Below are 19,931 nucleotides of genomic sequence, written 5' to 3' on the forward strand. Positions count from 1 at the left end.
CGCGGCACAAAAAAGCGCTCAAGGTGTAACCTTGAGCGCTATTTTTTTGCCCGGATGTCAGGCGAGGCGCCATGAGCGAGTTTTTTCAATCCAATACCCAGATCATCGAAAAGCGCTGGCCTGCGGTGGCTGCGCGTCTGCTGAGCGAAGACCCGAGTTCGTTGCAGGCCGATCTGGTGGAAGGACTGGGCTCGACCTTGAGCGTCAATGGCATTCAGTTGACCAGTCGGCATGATCGTATGCGTGAAGCGCAGGTGCAGGCCGCAAGCCTGGCAGCCGACAGCCCGGTGTTACACGTCTACGGTGCCGGTTTGGGCGATCTGCAACACGAGTTGCTGCTACGTCCGGCACTCGCGCAATTGCACGTGCACATCCTCAATGGCGCCGTGTTTTCGCTGGTGCTGCAACTGCTTGATCAAACACCGTGGCTCGGCGATTCACGCGTCCAGTTGCACTACGCCGGTGATCGCGAGGAAATCTGCCTGCCTTTCTTTGCCTTGCCGTCCGAGCTGGTGCTGGCAGACGACTACAACGCGAAAATCCGCGACCGACTGATCAGCGAGACGCACCTTACGTTCAATAATCGCGAGTTTGATCCGCACGCTGCGCACATTGTCGAACGCTTGCATGCCAGTCAGACGCTGATGCAGGTCGATGCGGATGTCGCCGAGCTGTTCGGCACGTGCGCGGGCATGCCGGTGTTTGTGATTGCGACAGGGCCGAGCCTGGAAATGCACTTCCAGCGATTGCGGACGATCCGCGAGCAGCAGGCACGGCCGCTGTTTATCTGTGTCGACACCGCGTATAGACCGTTGCTTGAACAGGGGATTCGCCCCGACATCGTGGTTACGATCGATCAGCGCATTGCCGAGCGCCACTTGCCGCCGGCCGGCACGAGCGCCATTCGTCTGGTGTATATGCCCATGGTCGATCCGTCAGTGTTGAGTGCGTGGCAAGGCCCGCGCTATGTAGCCTATTCACCTAGCCCGATCTATCAGGCATTGCGCCAGCAATTCCCCAAAGGTGAATTGCATGGTGGCGGCAGTGTGATCCATCCGGCAGTGGATCTGGCGGTGAAAATGGGGGCCGGGGAAATCACCCTGTTCGGTGCCGACTTTGCCTTCCCGGGCGACAAGACCCATGCCGGCTGGAGTGACGGTGAACTGGGGCCACAACTCGGTGCGGCGAAACACTGGGTGCTCGATGGCCACGGCCAACGCATCAAGACTCAACTCAACTTCCGTAGCTATCTGTGCGAACTGGAGCGCTTTATCGCCGGGCATCCCCAGGTGCGCTTTTACAACAGCAGTCGGGCCGGGGCGATCATTGCCGGGACCGCCTTTCATCCGGAGTTGGCGCTATGAGTGCAATGTTTGTCGAGCAGGCACAGCAGTGTGCGACGTTGTTCCGGCTGGGGCGTGACGTTGAGGCAGGGTTGGCGATGATTGATCTGGCCGCTGCGCTGCAACCATCCTTCGATCAAGCGGATGCGGATAATCAACACCAATGGCTGCAGGTTCTCAGTCTGATGCTGGAATGTCAGGAGGCGCAAAACTGGCTGGCACTGGCGGACTACCTCGAATACGAATTGACTCAACTGATCACGGACAGTCTGTCCGTTTAGACAATTTCTCCCCACTCGTCGGTTCTGGCTCCCGATCTTGAGCTTCCGGCGTATTCCTGGCGCCATTTTTTCGTTTGTCGACGGCCGCCAAGTCCTTGATTTACGAGGGGTGGCCGTCTGATGGCAATTTTTTTCGAAAATCCCCTAAAGCAAGTTCCAATCCCGACGATAACTATTACGAAGGTTCTCTAGGCCATACCCGGCGGTTGCCAGGGCCGGAAGCCGCAGTACCCAACCAACGAGGAATTCGTCATGGCTTTAACAGTAAACACTAACGTCACATCGTTGAACGTTCAGAAAAACCTGAACCGTGCTTCCGACGCTCTGTCCACTTCGATGACTCGCCTGTCTTCCGGCCTGAAAATCAACAGCGCTAAAGACGACGCCGCCGGCCTGCAAATCGCTACCCGTATGACTTCGCAGATCCGTGGTCAGACCATGGCGATCAAAAACGCCAACGACGGTATCTCGATCGCTCAGACCGCTGAAGGCGCGATGCAAGAATCGACCAACATTCTGCAGCGTATGCGTGAACTGGCTGTTCAAGCACGAAACGACTCGAACGGCACCGACGACCGTGCTGCTCTGAACAAAGAATTCGCGACCATGTCGGACGAGCTGACTCGTATCGCCAAGTCGACCAACCTGAACGGCAAAAACCTGATCGACGGTACTGCTGGCACCATGACCTTCCAGGTTGGTTCCAACACTGGCGCTACCAACCAGATCACCATCACTCTGAACAGCGGCTTCGACGCTGCAACTCTGAGCGTTGGTTCGGCTACTATCGCTGTTACCGGTACCGACAGCACCACTGCTGAAGCAAGCACCAAAGCTGCAATCGACGCGATCGACAAAGCTCTGAAAACCATCAACACCAGCCGTGCGGACCTCGGTGCTGCTCAGAACCGTCTGACCAGCACTATCTCCAACCTGCAAAACATCAACGAAAACGCCAGTGCTGCACTGGGTCGCGTACAAGATACCGACTTCGCTGCTGAAACTGCACAGCTGACCAAGCAACAAACTCTGCAACAAGCTTCGACCGCAGTTCTGGCTCAGGCCAACCAACTGCCATCCGCTGTACTGAAACTGCTTCAGTAATAGCTGATGAGTTTTGGCGGGGGAGTGCGCTTGTCGCGCTCTCTCGCTTTTTACTTTTTTAAGAGGTGATGGACATGGATATGAGCGCCAAGCTGAACTTGTCTTATCCTGCGGCCAAGCAGGCGACGACTGTTGCCGACAAGCCTGCGGAGAAGCCTCGCCCGGTGGTTGCTCCAGTAGCTGCCGTCAAGGAAGAAAGTAAAAACGAGCAGACCGATCAAGACAAGCTGAAGATGGCCGTTCAGGAAATCGAAAAGTTTGTGCAGTCGGTCAAGCGTAACCTGGAGTTCTCGATAGATGAGCCTTCAGGCAAAGTTGTAGTCAAAGTGATTGCCAGTGAATCCGGTGAGGTGATCCGTCAGATCCCTAACGAAGAGGTTCTGAAGCTGGCGAACAGTTTGAATGATGCAAGCAGCCTGTTGTTCAGCGCAAAAGTCTGACAACTGGCACGAATTTTGTTGCTATGTTCTTTTGGGCGTTGTAGTGGTCAAAAGGCCGGCGACACACTGAAGGGAGTTCCACATGGCAAGTCCAATTCTACCGGGCACGGGTTTAGGCTCCGGCCTTGATACCGGTGCTATCGTCAAAGCTCTGGTAAACGCTGACAAAGCGGCCAAGCAAGGTCAGATCGACCGTGGGACTGCGACCAACACCGCAAGCATTTCCGGTATTGGTACCTTGAAGTCGCTGATGACGGCTTTCACCCAGACCTTGACGGATCTGGGCAGTCTCTCCAATCCGCAGTTTCCGGGTTTTGCTGCAACCTCCTCTGATCCAAAGATCCTCGGCGCCACTGCCGGCAACACGGCGGTCAATGGTAACTACGTTGTGACCGTCGGCAAGCTGGCCACCTCCTCGAAGGTCGCCAGTGCCGCTTTTGCAGGTGGTAACACCAGTCCGATTACGGCTGGCACGCTGACCATCAAGCAGGGTACTGGCACATACAACCTCGACATCAAGGCTGGGGCGACACTGCAATCGGTGCGCGACTCGATCAACGGTGACGACAAGCTCAAGAGCGCAGGCATCAGTGCCAACATCGTCACTGACTCCTTTGGTTCGCGTCTGGTACTGGGTTCTACTACCACGGGTGCGGGTTCCGACATTTCCGTCAGCGGCATTTCCGAGCTGGCCATCAATGGTGGCACGGTAATCGGTACCAGCGGTTCGCCGATGACGGCGACGTCCGCCGGTTCCATTGGTGCTCTGGCGATCGATGCCGAATTCACCATCGACGGCATGGCCCTGACCAGCAAGAGCAATACCGTCGACAAGGCTGTTTCCGGCCTGACCTTGAATCTGGTAGCGACCGGTACCTCCACTGTCACCGTCGCCAGCAACAACGATGGCTTGAAGGCTTCCATTCAGAAGTTCGTCGATGCCTACAATGCTCTGGCCAACGGCATCACTGCGCTGACCAAGCCTTCCCTGGACGATGATGGCAAGCCGACCGTTGCGGCGGCTCTGACTGGCGACGCTTTGCCGCGTTCGATCCTGTCGGCCATCCGCGAACCGCTGTCGCAAACCGGTTCGGGCGACAAGCTGACCGTTCTGGCGCAACTGGGCATTACCACCGATCAGAAAACCGGTGCGCTCACTTTTGACAGCACCAAGTTCACCGCTGCCATGAATGACAAGAAGCTGGGTGGCGAAGTCCAGAAGATGTTCGTTGGCGAGTTGGGTTCTGACAACGGTCTGCTCAAGCGCATGCAAAAAGCGATTACGCCGTTCTCCACTACTGGTGGGATTCTGGATCAGCGCACCACCAGTCTGAACAAGACCAAGACCAAACTGACCAATGATCAGGCTGCGCTCGATCGTCGTATCGAAACCCTGACCGCTGTACTGACCAAAAAGTACAACGACATGGATACCCTTGTCGGCAAGCTGAAGGCCACCGCCAGCAACATCACGTCGATGTTCGAGGCGTTGACCGCTCAACAGAAAGGCTAAGGCCTGAAACGCCAAAAGCCCGGCAGCGTTTTTCTACGCTCCGGGCTTTTTGCATTTGAATCTAAAGTTTTTTGACGCGTCGTCGATACCCTTGATATGCGTACCATAGAAATTTTGATGAGGTAGAACATGAATCCGATGTTAGCCCTTCGCCAATACCAGAAGATTGGCGCTCAGGCCCAGACTTCCGAAGCCAGCCCGCACCGCCTGGTGCAGATGCTGATGGAGGGCGGTCTTGATCGTATCGCTCAGGCCAAAGGCGCCATGGAGCGCAAGGACATCCCGAACAAGGGCATCCTGATCGGCAAAGCCATCGGCATCATCGGTGGTTTGCTTGAAGGGCTTGATCTGGAGAATCGGTCGGAACAGGTTGGCGAATTGGCTAATCTCTACGAATACATGATGAAGCGTCTGACCGAAGCCAACGCCAAGACCGATCCAAAGATCCTCGACGAAGTCGCTGACCTGCTGCGTACGGTCAAGGACGGCTGGGATGCCATCGGCACGCCGGCTCCACAGTTTTAAGGAGATCACCATGAGTCTTGTATTGCAGCGAATCGAAGAAACCCGCGAGGCTCTGGTCGGTGCTCTGGCCGAGCGCAACTGGGAAGCCATCAGCGAGCTGGACATGGCTTGCCGTTCCTGCATGGAAGACGTCTTGAGTGAAGCTTCGGTGGACGAGGCCGCGTTGCGCGACAACCTTGAGGAGTTGCTCGGGGTTTACAAGCGGTTGCTGGATGCAGCGACCGGTGAGCGGCAGGCGATAGTCGATGAGATGTCGCAGATCACCCAAGCGCAGAACGCGGCAAAGGTTTACCATCTGTTTGGTTAATTAACCCCCAGTTAATCCAGACATGTGCGCCATAAATTTGACTGTGCACGGTTTTTTGACTTAACTAGTGGCTGTTTTCAGATTTCAGGCGTCTACAGGCACATGGTGTCCTGCAAGCGTCTCGCTTGCCCCATTTTTCGGGCATTGAGTTGACTAGGGAAGTTGCTATTGCATGTGGCGTGAAACCAAAATTCTGCTGATTGATGACGATAGCGTCCGCCGCCGCGACCTGGCGGTGATCTTGAATTTTCTTGGCGAAGAAAATTTGCCCTGCGGCAGCCATGACTGGCAGCAGGCTGTCGGCTCTTTGTCATCAAGTCGTGAAGTCATTTGCGTACTGATCGGGACGGTGAATGCTCCTGGTGCGCTTTTGGGCTTGTTAAAGACACTCTCGACATGGGATGAGTTCCTTCCGGTTTTGTTAATGGGTGATAATTCTTCCGTTGACCTGCCTGAAGACCAGCGTCGCCGCGTGCTGTCGACCCTCGAAATGCCGCCCAGCTACAGCAAGTTGCTCGACTCCCTGCATCGCGCCCAGGTCTATCGCGAAATGTACGACCAGGCCCGCGAGCGCGGCCGGCATCGCGAACCCAATCTGTTCCGCAGCCTCGTCGGCACCAGCCGGGCGATTCAACACGTCCGGCAGATGATGCAGCAAGTGGCTGACACCGACGCCAGCGTGCTGATCCTGGGCGAGTCCGGTACCGGCAAGGAAGTGGTCGCGCGCAACCTGCATTACCATTCCAAGCGCCGCGACGCGCCGTTCGTCCCGGTCAACTGCGGGGCGATTCCGGCAGAGCTGCTGGAAAGCGAACTGTTCGGTCATGAGAAGGGCGCCTTCACCGGCGCGATCACCAGCCGTGCCGGGCGTTTCGAGCTGGCCAACGGCGGTACGCTGTTCCTCGACGAAATCGGCGACATGCCGTTGCCGATGCAGGTCAAGCTGCTGCGCGTGCTGCAGGAGCGTACCTTCGAGCGCGTGGGCAGCAACAAGACCCAGAGTGTCGACGTGCGCATCATCGCTGCGACCCACAAGAATCTCGAAAGCATGATCGAGATCGGCACCTTCCGCGAAGACCTCTACTATCGCCTCAACGTGTTCCCGATCGAGATGGCGCCGCTGCGTGAGCGCGTCGAAGACATCCCGTTGCTGATGAACGAACTGATCTCGCGCATGGAGCACGAGAAGCGCGGTTCGATCCGCTTCAACTCCGCGGCGATCATGTCGCTGTGCCGTCACGGCTGGCCGGGCAACGTCCGCGAACTGGCCAACCTGGTCGAGCGCATGGCGATCATGCATCCCTACGGGGTGATCGGCGTGGTCGAGTTGCCGAAGAAATTCCGCTACGTCGATGACGAAGACGAGCAGATGGTCGACAGCCTGCGCAGCGATCTCGAAGAGCGCGTGGCCATCAACGGCCATACCCCGGACTTTACCGCCAATGCCATGTTGCCGCCGGAAGGCCTGGACCTGAAGGACTACCTCGGTGGTCTGGAGCAGGGCCTGATCCAGCAGGCGCTGGACGATGCCAACGGCATTGTGGCGCGTGCGGCCGAACGCCTGCGCATTCGTCGTACCACGCTGGTGGAAAAGATGCGCAAGTACGGCATGAGCCGGCGGGAAGGCGATGAACAGGCAGATGATTGACGCCTGTTTTTCAAGCACCTCATTTATAAGCAGTTTTTTTTAGGCACGGGTATTGCTACATCCCTCGCAACGTTCCGTTTAACTGACGGTCAGCCAAGCGAGAGAGCACAATGCCCCAAGCCGCCCAGATGTCTTCTGCCTCCAGCTCCGAGGGGCAGCCGTCCTCCGTAGAGCAGGCCAGCCGACAGGGTCTTGAGCAGGCGTTCGCCTTGTTCAATCAGATGTCCAGCCAGCTGACCGATTCCTACAGCATGCTCGAAGCGCGGGTCACCGAGCTCAAGGGTGAACTGGCCGTGGTCAGTGCCCAGCGCATGCAGGAACTGGCGGAAAAAGAGCGTCTGGCCAACCGCCTGCAACACCTTCTTGATCTGTTGCCGGGTGGCGTTATCGTGATTGACGGCCATGGCATCGTCCGTGAGGCCAACCCGGCGGCCATCGACCTGCTCGGGCTTCCGCTGGAAGGCGAGTTGTGGCGTCACGTCATCACCCGTTGCTTCGCCCCGCGTGAAGACGACGGTCATGAAATTTCCCTGAAAAACGGTCGACGCCTGTCGATTGCCACCCGCTCCCTGGATGCCGAGCCGGGGCAGTTGGTGCTGCTCAATGACCTGACAGAAACCCGTCACCTGCAAGATCAACTGGCGCGTCACGAGCGCCTGTCTTCGCTGGGGCGCATGGTCGCCTCGCTGGCCCATCAGATCCGCACACCGCTTTCCGCAGCGTTGCTCTACGCCAGTCATTTGACCGAACAGGAACTGCCGGTCGCCACCCAGCAGCGCTTTGCCGGGCGTCTCAAGGAGCGCTTGCATGAGCTGGAGCATCAGGTGCGCGACATGCTGGTGTTCGCCCGTGGCGAGCTGCCGCTGACCGATCGCATCACCCCCAATGCCTTGATGCAGTCGCTGCAAGCCGCGGCGTTGACCCATGTGCAGGACTTGCCCGTTCGCTGGCAATGCGACAGCCATGTCGGCGAGTTGCTGTGCAATCGCGACACGCTGGTCGGGTCCATTTTGAACCTGATTGAAAACGCGATTCAGGCCAGTGACGGCAACGTGCGCCTGAAAGTGCACTGCTACACCCGCGACAAAACCCTGCGTTTGTGCGTCAGCGACAGTGGCAGCGGTATTGATCCGGTTGTGCTCGAGCGGCTTGGCGAGCCGTTTTTCACGACCAAAGTCACCGGCACCGGCCTCGGCCTGACCGTGGTCAAGGCAGTCGCCCGGGCACATCAGGGAGAATTGCAGATGCGTTCGCGGGTCGGGCGCGGCACGTGCGCGCAGGTGATTCTGCCGCTGTTTTCCGCTGGACAGGGAGCTGAGTGAAGGTCATGGGCATCAAGGTTTTGCTGGTCGAGGATGACCGCTCGTTGCGCGAGGCGCTGGCCGATACGCTGTTGCTGGCCGGCCACGATTACCAGGCCGTCGGTAGCGCTGAAGAAGCGTTGACGGCGGTGGCGCGTGAAGCGTTCAGCCTGGTGCTCAGCGACGTCAACATGCCCGGCATGGATGGCCATCAATTGCTCGCACTGTTGCGGGCCCGGCAGCCGCAACTGCCGGTGTTGCTGATGACCGCCCACGGCGCTGTCGAGCGTGCGGTGGATGCAATGCGCCAGGGTGCGGCGGATTATCTGGTCAAGCCGTTCGAGCCCAAGGCCTTGCTTGACCTGGTCGCCCGGCATGCTTTGGGCAACCCCGGCGCCAGCGATGCTGAAGGTCCGATCGCGGTCGAACCTGCCAGCGCGCAGTTGCTGGAACTGGCCGCGCGGGTGGCGCGCAGCGATTCCACGGTGCTGATCTCTGGCGAGTCCGGCACTGGCAAGGAGGTGCTGGCGCGCTACATTCACCAGCAATCCCATCGCGCCAGTCAGCCCTTCATTGCGATCAATTGCGCGGCCATCCCGGACAACATGCTCGAAGCGACATTATTCGGTCATGAGAAGGGGTCGTTCACGGGCGCCATCGCAGCGCAAGCGGGCAAGTTCGAGCAGGCCGATGGCGGCACGCTGTTGCTCGACGAAATCTCTGAAATGCCCCTCGGCCTGCAGGCCAAGCTGCTGCGCGTGTTGCAGGAGCGCGAAGTGGAGCGGGTCGGAGCGCGCAAACCGATCAGTCTCGACATCCGTGTGGTCGCCACCACCAACCGCGATCTGGCGGGCGAAGTGGCGGCGGGGCGGTTCCGTGAAGACCTTTATTACCGTCTGTCGGTTTTCCCGTTGGCCTGGCGTCCACTTCGCGAGCGCACTGCCGATATCTTGCCGCTGGCGGAGCGCTTGCTGGCCAAACACGTCAATAAAATGAAGCATGCTGCGGCGAAACTTTCGCCCGCGGCGCAGGCGTGCCTGACGGGCTACACGTGGCCGGGCAACGTGCGCGAACTGGATAACGCCATTCAGCGTGCACTGATCCTGCAACAGGGCGGCCTGATTCAGCCGCAGGATTTCTGTCTGGCAGGGCCGGTGACATTCGCCGCGTTGCCGGTATCGGCGCCGACGCCGGGCGTGGTGCGTGAAGTTGAAATCGAAGCGGATTCGGCCGGCGCGCTGGGTGATGACCTGCGTCGCCGCGAGTTCCAGATGATCATCGACACCCTGCGCAGCGAGCGCGGGCGGCGCAAGGAAGCGGCGGAAAAGCTCGGCATCAGTCCGCGCACCCTGCGCTACAAACTGGCGCAAATGCGCGATGCCGGGATGGACGTCGAAGGTTATCTGTTCGCCACCTGAAAGTTGACGCTGGCAAATGTGGGAGGGGGCTTGTTCCCGAAAGCGCTGGGTCATTCACGGATGATGTGATTGACCTGCCAGCTTCGGGACCAAGTCCCCTCCCACGGTCGTTACGGTGATTCAGCGCTGGCCGGGAGCCCGGAACGGCTTTTATGAAACAGGTCAGCCGAGCTGGCACCCTTGTTGCTAACACCTGTGTACCCGCCGAGTGAGTGTCAAAAAATTGCGGGCCGCCCAAGAGAGTAGACCATGAGCCAAGGTATTGAATTTAATCGGTTGATGATGGACATGAAGGCCATGCAAATGGATGCCATGTCTGCGCCGAAATCGACTGCCGCCGTCCCTGAACAGGCAGGTAGCAGCTTTTCCGACATGCTCGGTCAGGCCATCAACAAAGTGAACGATACCCAGCAGGCGTCGACCCAGTTGGCCAACGCATTTGAAATCGGCAAAAGCGGCGTCGATCTGACGGACGTGATGATTTCTTCGCAGAAAGCCAGCGTGTCGTTCCAGGCTCTGACCCAGGTGCGCAACAAACTGGTTCAAGCCTATCAAGACATCATGCAGATGCCGGTTTAAGGACGAGATTGAGTCATGGCAGAAGCAGTCGCCGATAACGTTCCGGCCAAGGCCACCCCGATAGACGGCAAACCGCCGCTGTTCGGCCTGTCCTTCCTGGAAAACCTCTCCGAGATGACCATGCTGCGTCAGGTGGGCCTGTTGGTCGGCCTGGCTGCGAGCGTGGCGATTGGCTTTGCCGTGGTGCTGTGGTCGCAGCAGCCGGATTACCGTCCGTTGTACGGCAGCCTTGCCGGCATGGACGCCAAGCAGGTCATGGACACCCTGGCCTCCGCCGATATTCCCTACACCGTCGAGCCGAACTCCGGCGCCTTGCTGGTCAAGGCCGACGACCTGTCCCGTGCGCGGATGAAACTCGCGGCCGCTGGTGTCACTCCCAGCGACGGCAACATCGGTTTCGAAATCCTCGACAAGGAACAGGGTCTGGGCACCAGCCAGTTCATGGAAGCCACCCGCTACCGTCGCGGCCTCGAAGGCGAATTGGCGCGCACCATTTCCAGTCTGAACAACGTCAAGGGTGCCCGCGTGCACCTGGCGATTCCGAAGAGCTCGGTGTTCGTGCGTGATGAGCGCAAGCCAAGTGCTTCGGTTCTGGTTGAACTGTACAGCGGCCGTTCGCTGGAGCCGGGGCAGGTGGTCGCGATCATCAACCTGGTGGCTACGTCCGTCCCTGAACTGAGCAAATCGCAGATCACCGTCGTCGATCAGAAGGGCAACCTGCTCTCCGATCAGGCGGAAAACTCCGAAATGACCATGGCCGGCAAGCAGTTCGATTACAGCCGCCGCATGGAAAGCATGCTCACCCAGCGCGTGCACAACATCCTGCAACCGGTACTGGGCAACGATCGCTACAAGGCTGAAGTCTCGGCCGATGTCGATTTCAGTGCCGTCGAATCGACCGCCGAGCAGTTCAACCCGGATCAGCCGGCGTTGCGCAGCGAGCAGTCGGTCAACGAACAACGCACCGCCAGCAATGGCCCGCAAGGTGTGCCGGGTGCCCTGAGCAACCAGCCGCCGTCGCCAGCCTCGGCGCCGCAAACCACCGGTGGCACCGCAGCGCCGGCCGGCATGATTCAACCCGGTCAGCCACTGGTCGATGCCAACGGTCAGCAAATCATGGACCCGGCCACCGGCCAGCCTATGCTTGCACCGTACCCGGCGGACAAGCGTCAACAATCCACCAAGAACTTCGAGCTTGACCGTTCCATCAGCCACACCAAACAGCAGCAGGGTCGCCTGAATCGTCTGTCGGTGTCGGTGGTGGTCGACGATCAGGTCAAGGTCAACCCGGCCAACGGTGAAACCAGCCGTGCGCCGTGGAGCGCCGACGAATTGGCGCGCTTCACCCGTCTGGTGCAGGACGCCGTCGGTTTCGATGCCAGCCGTGGTGACAGCGTCAGCGTGATCAACATGCCGTTCTCCGCCGAGCGCGGCGAAGTGGTCGCCGATATTCCGTTCTACTCCCAGCCATGGTTCTGGGACATCGTCAAACAAGTGCTGGGCGTGTTGTTCATCCTGGTGCTGGTGTTTGGTGTGCTGCGTCCGGTGTTGAACAACATCACTGGCGGTGGCAAAGGCAAGGAGCTGGCCGGTCTGGGCAGCGACGTGGAACTCGGTGGCATGGGCGGCCTGGACGGCGAACTGGCCAACGACCGCGTGAGCCTCGGTGGTCCGCAGAGCATTCTGTTGCCGAGCCCGAGCGAGGGTTATGACGCGCAGCTGAATGCAATCAAGAGTCTGGTGGCCGAAGATCCGGGTCGCGTGGCTCAGGTCGTGAAAGAGTGGATTAACGCAGATGAGTGATAACCGAGCCGCTACCGTCAAACTGAACAAGGTCGACAAAGCCGCGATTCTGCTGCTGTCCCTGGGTTCGACCGATGCCGCACAAGTGCTGCGTCACATGGGCCCGAAAGAGGTTCAGCGCGTCGGCGTGGCCATGGCGCAGATGGGCAACGTCCATCGCGAGCAGGTCGAGCAGGTCATGAGCGAGTTCGTCGACATCGTCGGCGACCAGACCAGCCTCGGCGTCGGCTCCGACGATTACGTGCGCAAAATGCTCACCCAGGCCCTGGGTGAAGACAAGGCCAACGGCCTGATCGACCGCATCCTGCTCGGTGGCAACACCAGCGGCCTCGACAGCCTGAAATGGATGGAGCCACGCGCCGTTGCCGACGTGATCCGCTACGAGCACCCGCAGATCCAGGCCATCGTGGTTGCGTACCTCGACCCGGATCAGGCCGGTGAAGTGCTCGGCAACTTCGACCACAAAGTGCGTCTGGACATCATCCTGCGCGTCTCGTCGTTGAACACCGTGCAGCCAGCCGCGCTGAAAGAGCTGAACCAGATTCTCGAGAAGCAGTTCTCCGGCAACTCGAATGCCTCGCGCACCACCCTGGGTGGCATCAAGCGTGCGGCAGACATCATGAACTTCCTCGACAGCTCGATCGAAGGCCAGCTCATGGATTCGATCCGCGAAGTCGACGAAGACCTGTCCGGTCAGATCGAAGACCTCATGTTCGTGTTCAACAACCTCGCCGACGTCGACGATCGCGGCATTCAGGCGCTGTTGCGCGAAGTCTCTTCCGATGTCCTGGTGCTGGCCCTCAAGGGTTCCGACGAAGGCGTCAAAGAGAAGATCTTCAAGAACATGTCCAAGCGTGCGGCCGAACTGTTGCGCGACGACCTCGAGGCCAAAGGCCCGGTGCGCGTCAGCGACGTGGAAACCGCGCAGAAAGAAATCCTCACCATTGCCCGTCGTATGGCCGAAGCCGGCGAGATCGTGCTCGGTGGCAAGGGCGGCGAGGAAATGATCTAAGCCCATGGACAAGCATGACGATGTAACGGATCTGATCCGTGCCCGGGATGTTCGCGGTTTCGAATCCTGGACCATGCCCAGCTTCGATCCGCCGGCACCGGAACCCGAGCCGGAGCCGGAGCCCGAACCGCCGGAAATGGAAGAAGTGCCGCTGGAAGAAGTCCAGCCACTGACCCTGGAAGAACTCGAGAGCATCCGTCAGGAGGCTTACAACGAGGGCTTCGCCATCGGCGAAAAAGAAGGCTTTCACAGCACCACGCTGAAGGTGCGTCAGGAAGCTGAAGTTGCGCTGGCGGCGAAAATCGCCAGCCTCGAGCAACTGATGAGCCACCTGTTCGAACCGATTGCCGAGCAGGACACGCAGATCGAAAAGTCTCTGGTCGACCTCGTTCAGCACATCACCCGACAAGTGATCAGGCGCGAGCTGGCCATCGACTCGAGCCAGATCGAACACGTCATGCGCGATGCCCTCAAACTGTTGCCGCTGGGCGTGGAAAATGTGCGCCTGTACGTCAACCCGCAGGACTTCGCCCAGGTCAAAGCCCTGCGCGAACGCCATGAAGAAAACTGGCGCATCGTCGAAGACGAAACGCTGCTGCCGGGCGGCTGCCGGGTCGAAACCGAGCACAGCCGCATCGACGCAAGCATCGAGTCGCGGGTCAGTCAGGTCATGGCCAAACTGTTCGATCAGTTGCACGAACAGGCCCTGCACCCGGCCGCTGCCGATTTGAGTCTGGATATTCCCGAGGACGCCAAACCGGCCGTCAGCCCTGACGCGCCGCTCGCGGACACCGCCGATGCGCCTTGAACGCACCAGTTTCGCCAAGCGCCTGAGCACCTACGCCGAAGCCACCGAAATTGCCGGTGCGCCGATCCTTGAAGGCCGCCTGCTGCGCATGGTCGGCCTGACGCTGGAGGCCGAAGGCCTGCGCGCCGCCATGGGCACCCGCTGCATGGTGATCAATGACGACACTTACCACCCGTCCCAGGTGGAAGCGGAAGTCATGGGGTTCTCCGGCAACAAAGTCTTCCTGATGCCGGTCGGCAGTGTTGCCGGTATTGCCCCGGGCGCCCGCGTGGTGCCACTGGCCGACGCCGGGCGTTTGCCGATGGGCATGAGCATGCTCGGCCGCGTACTCGACGGCGCCGGTCGTGCGCTGGACGGCAAGGGCAGCATGAAGGCCGAAGACTGGGTGCCGATGGATGGCCCGACGATCAACCCGCTCAACCGTGATCCGATTAGCGTGCCGCTGGACGTCGGCATCCGTTGCATCAACGGTTTGTTGACGGTCGGTCGGGGCCAGCGTCTGGGCCTGTTCGCCGGTACCGGTGTCGGTAAATCCGTGCTGCTGGGCATGATGACCCGCTTCACCGAGGCCGACATCATCGTCGTCGGGCTGATCGGTGAGCGGGGTCGAGAAGTTAAAGAATTCATCGAGCACATTCTCGGTGAAGAAGGTCTCAAGCGCTCCGTGGTCGTCGCATCTCCTGCGGACGATGCGCCGTTGATGCGTCTGCGTGCGGCGATGTATTGCACGCGAATCGCCGAGTATTTCCGCGACAAGGGCAAGAACGTCCTGTTGCTGATGGATTCGCTGACCCGTTTCGCCCAGGCCCAGCGGGAAATTGCCCTGGCCATTGGCGAGCCCCCGGCGACCAAGGGCTATCCGCCCTCGGTGTTCGCCAAACTGCCGAAACTGGTGGAGCGTGCCGGTAATGCGGAGAAGGGTGGCGGCTCGATCACCGCGTTCTACACCGTACTGTCCGAGGGCGATGACCAGCAGGACCCGATTGCCGACTCGGCGCGGGGCGTGCTCGACGGCCACATCGTGCTGTCCCGGCGTCTGGCCGAAGAAGGTCATTACCCGGCCATCGACATTGAAGCGTCGATCAGCCGGGTAATGCCGGCGGTGGTTGGCATCAAGCACATGAACCATGCGCAGATGTTCAAGCAATACTGGTCGCGCTATCAGCAGAGTCGCGACCTGATCAGCGTCGGCGCTTACGTGGCCGGGGGGGACCGCGAAACCGACACGGCGATCAATCTGCATCCGGCCATGACGATGTACCTGCGCCAGGGGCTCAACGACAACGTTAACCTGGGCTCCAGTGAAAACCATCTGGCTTCGCTCTTCGCCCCGGCTCCCGGCGGTTAACCGATCATGGCCCTGAGTCGAGCCGCGCGTCTGGCGCCGGTGGTGGACATGGCCGAGAAGGCCGAGAAAGCCGCCGTGCAGCGCCTGGGGTATTTCCAGGGGCAGGTGAAAGTGGCGCAAAGCAAGCTCGCTGACCTCCACGCCTTTCGTCTGGATTATTCCGAGCAATGGATCGTGCGCGGCAGCACCGGGGTAACCGGGCAATGGCTGCTGGGCTTTCAAGGCTTTCTCGCGCAACTCGACACCGCCGTCGATCAGCAGCGCCAGAGCCTGGTCTGGCACCAGAACAACCTCGAGAAGGCCCGTGAGGCCTGGCAACAGGCCTTCGCCCGCGTCGAAGGTTTGCGCAAGCTGGTGCAGCGTTATCGCGAAGAGGCGCAGCGGGCCGAGGACAAGCGCGAGCAGAAGCTGCTAGACGAACTGGCCCAGCGCTTGCCGCGCCATGATTCGTTTTAAATCGCTCCCCATTTGATCCGGCCTCCAGCCTTGCCCCAAACCTGTCCAAGTGCTAAACCTTGTACACGTTCGTCAATGACAAGGAAGCCAGTCAATGTCAGTCGTTACAGAAGTCTCTGCGGATGGAAAAAAACTGACGATCTCGGTCAGGGGGCGTTTCGATTTCGGCCGGCACCAGGAGTTTCGCGAAGCCTACGAGAGGGTTGAAAAAAAACCCGGGTCCATTGTGGTTGACCTCAAAGAGGCCACCTATCTCGACAGCTCGGCGCTGGGCATGCTGCTTCTGCTGCGCGATCACGCCGGCGGCGATCACTCTGATGTACGGGTCGTCAACAGCAACTCCGACGTGCGCAAGATCCTCGCCATCTCCAATTTCGACAAACTGTTCGACATCAGTTGACCGTCATGCAGGCGCAAGAGCCGCTGACCATCCTGATCGCCGAAGACAGTGCTGCCGATCGCTTGCTGTTGTCGACCATCGTTCGCCGTCAGGGTCATGAAGTGCTGACGGCAGCCAACGGCGCCGAAGCGGTTGAAGTATTCCGTCAGCAGCAACCGCACCTGGTGCTGATGGACGCGATGATGCCGGTGATGGATGGGTTTCAGGCGGCACAGCAGATCAAGGTGCTGGCCGGGGAAACCCTGGTGCCGATCATCTTTCTGACCTCGCTCACCGAAAGCGAGGCGCTGGCGCGTTGTCTGGAGGCTGGTGGCGACGATTTTCTGGCGAAGCCTTACAATCAGGTGATTCTTGCCGCCAAAATCAAGGCGATGGATCGCTTGCGCCGCTTGCAGGCTACGGTCCTGCAACAGCGCGACCTGATCGCCCGACACCACGATTACCTGCTTAATGAACAACGCGTGGCCAAAGCGGTGTTCGACAAGGTCGCGCATTCCGGCTGCCTGAGCGCACCGAACATCCGCTACCTGCAATCGCCTTATGCGCTGTTCAATGGCGATCTGTTGCTGGCCGCGTACACGCCGGCCGGAGACATGCACGTCCTGCTCGGCGATTTTACCGGCCACGGTCTGCCGGCGGCGGTGGGCGCGATGCCTCTGGCCGAAGTGTTCTACGGCATGACCGCCAAAGGCTATGGCCTGGCCGAAACCCTGCGCGAAATGAATGCCAAGCTCAAACGCATCCTGCCGGTGGACATGTTCTGCTGCGCGACATTGTTGTGCCTGAGTTTTCAGCGGCGCTCGGTGGAGGTGTGGAACGGCGGCATGCCCGACGGGTATCTGCACCGGATTGCTACGGGCGAGCGTGAGCCGCTGGCTGCGCGTCATTTGCCGTTAGGGGTGCTGAGTCCGCAGGCGTTTGACGATCGTACGGAAGTGCACTCGATGGCGGTCGGTGATCGGGTGTTTCTGCTCTCCGATGGAGTCATCGACACCAGTGATGCCAACGATCAGTTGTTCGGCGTCGAGCGCTTGCAGCGGGTGTTCGCCGCCAGTCGTGAGCCTGATCGGCTGTTTGACGATATCGAGCAGGCGCTGCGCGATTTTCGTGGTGAGGCACGTGACGATGTGAGCATGGTCGAGGTCAGTCTGCTGGCGCCGGCACAGGTTCGTCTGCCGGCTCCGGTGTATTCCGACAGCGGTCAATCCTGCCCGCTGGACTGGTCGGTGAGCTTCGAGTTTCGCGGCGCCACGCTCCAGCGCTTCAATCCTTTGCCCTATCTTTTGCAACTGCTTCTGGAGGTGCATGGCTTGCGGGCGCAAAGCGGTGCGCTGTACAGCGTGCTTGCCGAACTGTATTCCAATGCGCTGGAACACGGTGTGCTCGGGCTCGATTCCAGCCTCAAGCGCGATGCCGAGGGTTTTGCTCGTTATTACCAGCAGCGCAACGCGAGGCTGGAGGCGTTGCAGGAAGGCTTCGTGCGCGTACATTTGCAGGTGTTGCCGCACGGCGAGGGTGGGCGTCTGATCATTCGGGTCGAAGACAGTGGCAAGGGTTTCGATGTGGCCCGGATCATGGGGCGCCCCCTCGACGGCGTCCGCCTGTCGGGGCGAGGTGTCAGCCTGGTCCGGCAATTGGGGCATAACGCCAGTTGGTCGGACGAAGGTCGTAGTGCCCGCGTGGAGTTTTTCTGGGAGGTTCAGGCATAATCGGCGCAATTCTTGATCAAGGAGTGAACAAGTGACTGACAAACATGTGGATCGCGAGGCCTTGAGCCTCTTGCGCGAAGTCATGGAGGACGGCTATCCGGAACTGCTGGATACCTTTCTGGCCGATTCCGAAAGTCGCTTGCATGAGCTGCAAAAGACCGCTGATGCCAGGGTATTGTCCGAGGTTGCCCACAGTTTCAAGGGCAGCGCCAGCAACATGGGCGCTGTGCGCCTGGCAGAACTCTGTCATGAGCTGGAGGCCGAGGCCAAAGACAAGAGCCCCTCGGAAATTGCCAGGCTGGTCGCTGATATCAGCAGCGAGTTCTGCGAAGTACGCCCGGTTTATGAAGGCGAGCGGCAACACGCACTGACCCACTGAAAGCCGCCGTCCGGCGCTTTTATCGAGTGTCGGGTGAAACTGGCCCGGCACTTGCAGTTATCTCGTCCAACTGTACCTACGATCCCAGTGCAGCGGAGACCGTGTTATGCCTGCGACCCCCAATATTCTTCTTCAGACCGCCGCTCAGGCCAAGGCGCAAGCCGCCTCGTCCAAAGCGCCGGCGACGGCCGCAGACGCCGGGGACAAGGCTTCGAGCTTCGCTCAGGTATTCGCCGATCAGGCCCCTGCCAAGCCCGCCGTGAGCGCCGACAACCCGGCGAAACCAGCGCGGGACAAGGCGGCCGATAACAGCGGCAAAAAGGACGTCGGCCAAGACCAGTCTGCCGCCCCGCAACCGCCGGTTGCCGATAGCGGCAAAGCGTTGCCTGCCGACAAGCCGGCAGCGAGTGACGACCAGAGCGCCAGCGATGACACCCGCGATACTGCGCAAACGCCGGTGGCCGATACCGCGCCAGTGGATCCGACACTGGATCCGGCGCTGGCCGTCGCCGTGCAGCCGGCGGTGACGCCGCCCGTCGTGCAGGCGCCAGTGGTTGCAACGCCGGCACCGGCAGCCAGCGAAGCGCCGGCGGTGGCGGTCTTGCCGAATGCGGTCAAAGACCCGGCGCCCGACAGTGCTTTCGACCCAGAAGCCGATCCGCTCGATGCGTTGCCCGTCGTACGCATGGCGATGGAGCAGGGCGGGCACATTTCCGCCGCCAGCCAGGCCCAGCCGAAAGCCACGCCTGCGCAGGCTCAGGCTGATGGCGAGCTGACTTCGGCGCAGAACTTCGCCGCCGGCATGGCCAGCATGCTCGACGTGCAGGCCGACAAGGACAGCACCAGCCAGGGTGGCGAAAAAGCATTCAGCGGGCTGATCGAAGATGGCCTCAAAGACCTGAAAGCCGCCACCAGCGATACGCGTGTCGATGACTTCGCCAACCGTCTGGCGGCGCTGACCCAGGCGGCGACGCCGAAGACCGCGAACGCCGTTCCGGTGAACCAGCCGATCGCCATGCATCAGAGCGGCTGGACCGAAGAAGTGGTCAACCGCGTCATGTACCTGTCGAGCGCCAACCTGAAGGCGGCGGACATTCAATTGCAGCCCGCGGAACTGGGGCGTCTGGACATCCGCGTGAACATGGTGCCGGATCAGCAGACGCAAGTGACGTTCATGAGCGCGCACCCAAGTGTGCGTGAAGCGCTGGACGGGCAGATGCATCGCCTGCGCGACATGTTCACCCAGCAGGGCATGGGTCAGGTCGACGTCAACGTGTCCGATCAGGGGCGTGGCTGGCAGGGTCAAGGCCAGGAGCAGGCGCAGCAGGGCCAGACTGGGCGCACCAGCGCTGCGGGTGGTCGTCTGGACTCGGCTGAAGAAGAATTGACGCCGGCGGCTGTGGCTGAAGCGGCTGCTCAAACCACCAGCGTGATCGGCTCCAGCGCCGTCGACTATTACGCCTGATACACCCTCCCTGAAATCTGTGGGGGCTGGCAAGCCAGCTCCCACAGGCGCTTGCATCGATTCACCATTCCCTCTCGTCCTGTGCTCCGACA

General features: G+C 60.2%; 20 protein-coding genes. All 20 read left to right on the forward strand.

The genetic code is table 11. The annotated features are described in order from the left end of the window. Positions 1-71: 71 nt before the first annotated feature. The 20 genes from ACXX9E_RS13330 (at position 72) to ACXX9E_RS13425 (ending at position 19,839) form a co-directional block, all read left to right on the forward strand. Complete coding sequence (locus ACXX9E_RS13330; RefSeq protein WP_458555535.1) at positions 72-1,364, forward strand: motility associated factor glycosyltransferase family protein; 1,293 nt, start codon at positions 72-74, stop codon at positions 1,362-1,364. Next, positions 1,361-1,624 carry a hypothetical protein gene (locus tag ACXX9E_RS13335; protein ID WP_123465733.1) on the forward strand — a complete coding sequence of 88 codons (264 nt, stop codon included), beginning with the start codon at positions 1,361-1,363 and terminating at the stop codon, positions 1,622-1,624. The genes ACXX9E_RS13330 and ACXX9E_RS13335 overlap by 4 nt, the downstream gene beginning before the upstream one ends. Positions 1,625-1,876: 252 nt before the next feature. Next, positions 1,877-2,728: a flagellin domain-containing protein gene (locus ACXX9E_RS13340; RefSeq protein WP_123465735.1), complete on the forward strand. Its 852-nt coding sequence runs from the start codon at positions 1,877-1,879 to the stop codon at positions 2,726-2,728. A 74-nt stretch (positions 2,729-2,802) separates the two neighbouring features. Continuing rightward, the gene (locus ACXX9E_RS13345; RefSeq protein WP_123465737.1) at positions 2,803-3,168 is read left to right on the forward strand and encodes a flagellar protein FlaG; all 366 of its coding nucleotides are present in this window, start codon (positions 2,803-2,805) and stop codon (positions 3,166-3,168) included. 82 nt (positions 3,169-3,250) lie between these two features. Then, a complete protein-coding gene (fliD, locus tag ACXX9E_RS13350) occupies positions 3,251-4,681 on the forward strand; it encodes a flagellar filament capping protein FliD (protein ID WP_123465739.1) in 1,431 nt (476 codons plus the stop codon). Positions 4,682-4,810: 129 nt separating this feature from the next. Beyond that, entirely contained in the window at positions 4,811-5,206 is a 396-nt protein-coding gene (gene fliS / locus ACXX9E_RS13355) for a flagellar export chaperone FliS (RefSeq protein WP_123465741.1), read from the forward strand. Positions 5,207-5,216: 10 nt separating this feature from the next. Further along, positions 5,217-5,513 carry a flagellar protein FliT gene (gene fliT / locus ACXX9E_RS13360; protein ID WP_123465743.1) on the forward strand — a complete coding sequence of 99 codons (297 nt, stop codon included), beginning with the start codon at positions 5,217-5,219 and terminating at the stop codon, positions 5,511-5,513. Between the two features lie 172 nt (positions 5,514-5,685). Continuing rightward, positions 5,686-7,161, forward strand: a complete 1,476-nt coding sequence (locus ACXX9E_RS13365) for a sigma-54 dependent transcriptional regulator (protein WP_003222863.1) — start codon at positions 5,686-5,688, stop codon at positions 7,159-7,161. A 128-nt stretch (positions 7,162-7,289) separates the two neighbouring features. Next, the gene (locus ACXX9E_RS13370) at positions 7,290-8,483 is read left to right on the forward strand and encodes a sensor histidine kinase (RefSeq protein ID WP_458556582.1); all 1,194 of its coding nucleotides are present in this window, start codon (positions 7,290-7,292) and stop codon (positions 8,481-8,483) included. A 5-nt stretch (positions 8,484-8,488) separates the two neighbouring features. Then, the gene (locus ACXX9E_RS13375) at positions 8,489-9,880 is read left to right on the forward strand and encodes a sigma-54-dependent transcriptional regulator (protein WP_458555536.1); all 1,392 of its coding nucleotides are present in this window, start codon (positions 8,489-8,491) and stop codon (positions 9,878-9,880) included. Between the two features lie 249 nt (positions 9,881-10,129). Next, the gene (gene fliE / locus ACXX9E_RS13380; protein ID WP_458555537.1) at positions 10,130-10,459 is read left to right on the forward strand and encodes a flagellar hook-basal body complex protein FliE; all 330 of its coding nucleotides are present in this window, start codon (positions 10,130-10,132) and stop codon (positions 10,457-10,459) included. Positions 10,460-10,474: 15 nt separating this feature from the next. Further along, complete coding sequence (gene fliF, locus ACXX9E_RS13385; protein ID WP_123465751.1) at positions 10,475-12,262, forward strand: flagellar basal-body MS-ring/collar protein FliF; 1,788 nt, start codon at positions 10,475-10,477, stop codon at positions 12,260-12,262. Then, positions 12,255-13,274, forward strand: a complete 1,020-nt coding sequence (fliG, locus tag ACXX9E_RS13390; protein ID WP_007920042.1) for a flagellar motor switch protein FliG — start codon at positions 12,255-12,257, stop codon at positions 13,272-13,274. The genes fliF and fliG overlap by 8 nt, the downstream gene beginning before the upstream one ends. 4 nt (positions 13,275-13,278) lie before the next feature. Next, positions 13,279-14,082 (forward strand): flagellar assembly protein FliH, encoded by an 804-nt coding sequence (gene fliH / locus ACXX9E_RS13395; RefSeq protein ID WP_186748324.1) that lies wholly within the window; start codon positions 13,279-13,281, stop codon positions 14,080-14,082. Then, positions 14,072-15,430 (forward strand): flagellar protein export ATPase FliI, encoded by a 1,359-nt coding sequence (gene fliI / locus ACXX9E_RS13400; protein WP_123465755.1) that lies wholly within the window; start codon positions 14,072-14,074, stop codon positions 15,428-15,430. Before fliH ends, fliI begins: the two co-directional genes overlap by 11 nt. A 6-nt stretch (positions 15,431-15,436) precedes the next feature. Then, positions 15,437-15,886: a flagellar export protein FliJ gene (gene fliJ / locus ACXX9E_RS13405; protein WP_123465757.1), complete on the forward strand. Its 450-nt coding sequence runs from the start codon at positions 15,437-15,439 to the stop codon at positions 15,884-15,886. Positions 15,887-15,980: 94 nt separating this feature from the next. Beyond that, positions 15,981-16,286 carry an STAS domain-containing protein gene (locus tag ACXX9E_RS13410; RefSeq protein ID WP_128615729.1) on the forward strand — a complete coding sequence of 102 codons (306 nt, stop codon included), beginning with the start codon at positions 15,981-15,983 and terminating at the stop codon, positions 16,284-16,286. Positions 16,287-16,291: 5 nt separating this feature from the next. Beyond that, positions 16,292-17,995, forward strand: coding sequence for an ATP-binding SpoIIE family protein phosphatase (locus ACXX9E_RS13415; RefSeq protein WP_458555538.1), 1,704 nt, complete (start codon positions 16,292-16,294; stop codon positions 17,993-17,995). Positions 17,996-18,026: 31 nt separating this feature from the next. Continuing rightward, positions 18,027-18,374, forward strand: coding sequence for an Hpt domain-containing protein (locus tag ACXX9E_RS13420; protein ID WP_458555539.1), 348 nt, complete (start codon positions 18,027-18,029; stop codon positions 18,372-18,374). Between the two features lie 106 nt (positions 18,375-18,480). Further along, complete coding sequence (locus tag ACXX9E_RS13425) at positions 18,481-19,839, forward strand: flagellar hook-length control protein FliK (protein ID WP_267804812.1); 1,359 nt, start codon at positions 18,481-18,483, stop codon at positions 19,837-19,839. The last annotated feature ends 92 nt before the right edge of the window (positions 19,840-19,931 follow it).

The sequence above is a fragment of the Pseudomonas sp. GNP014 genome (assembly GCF_054344005.1).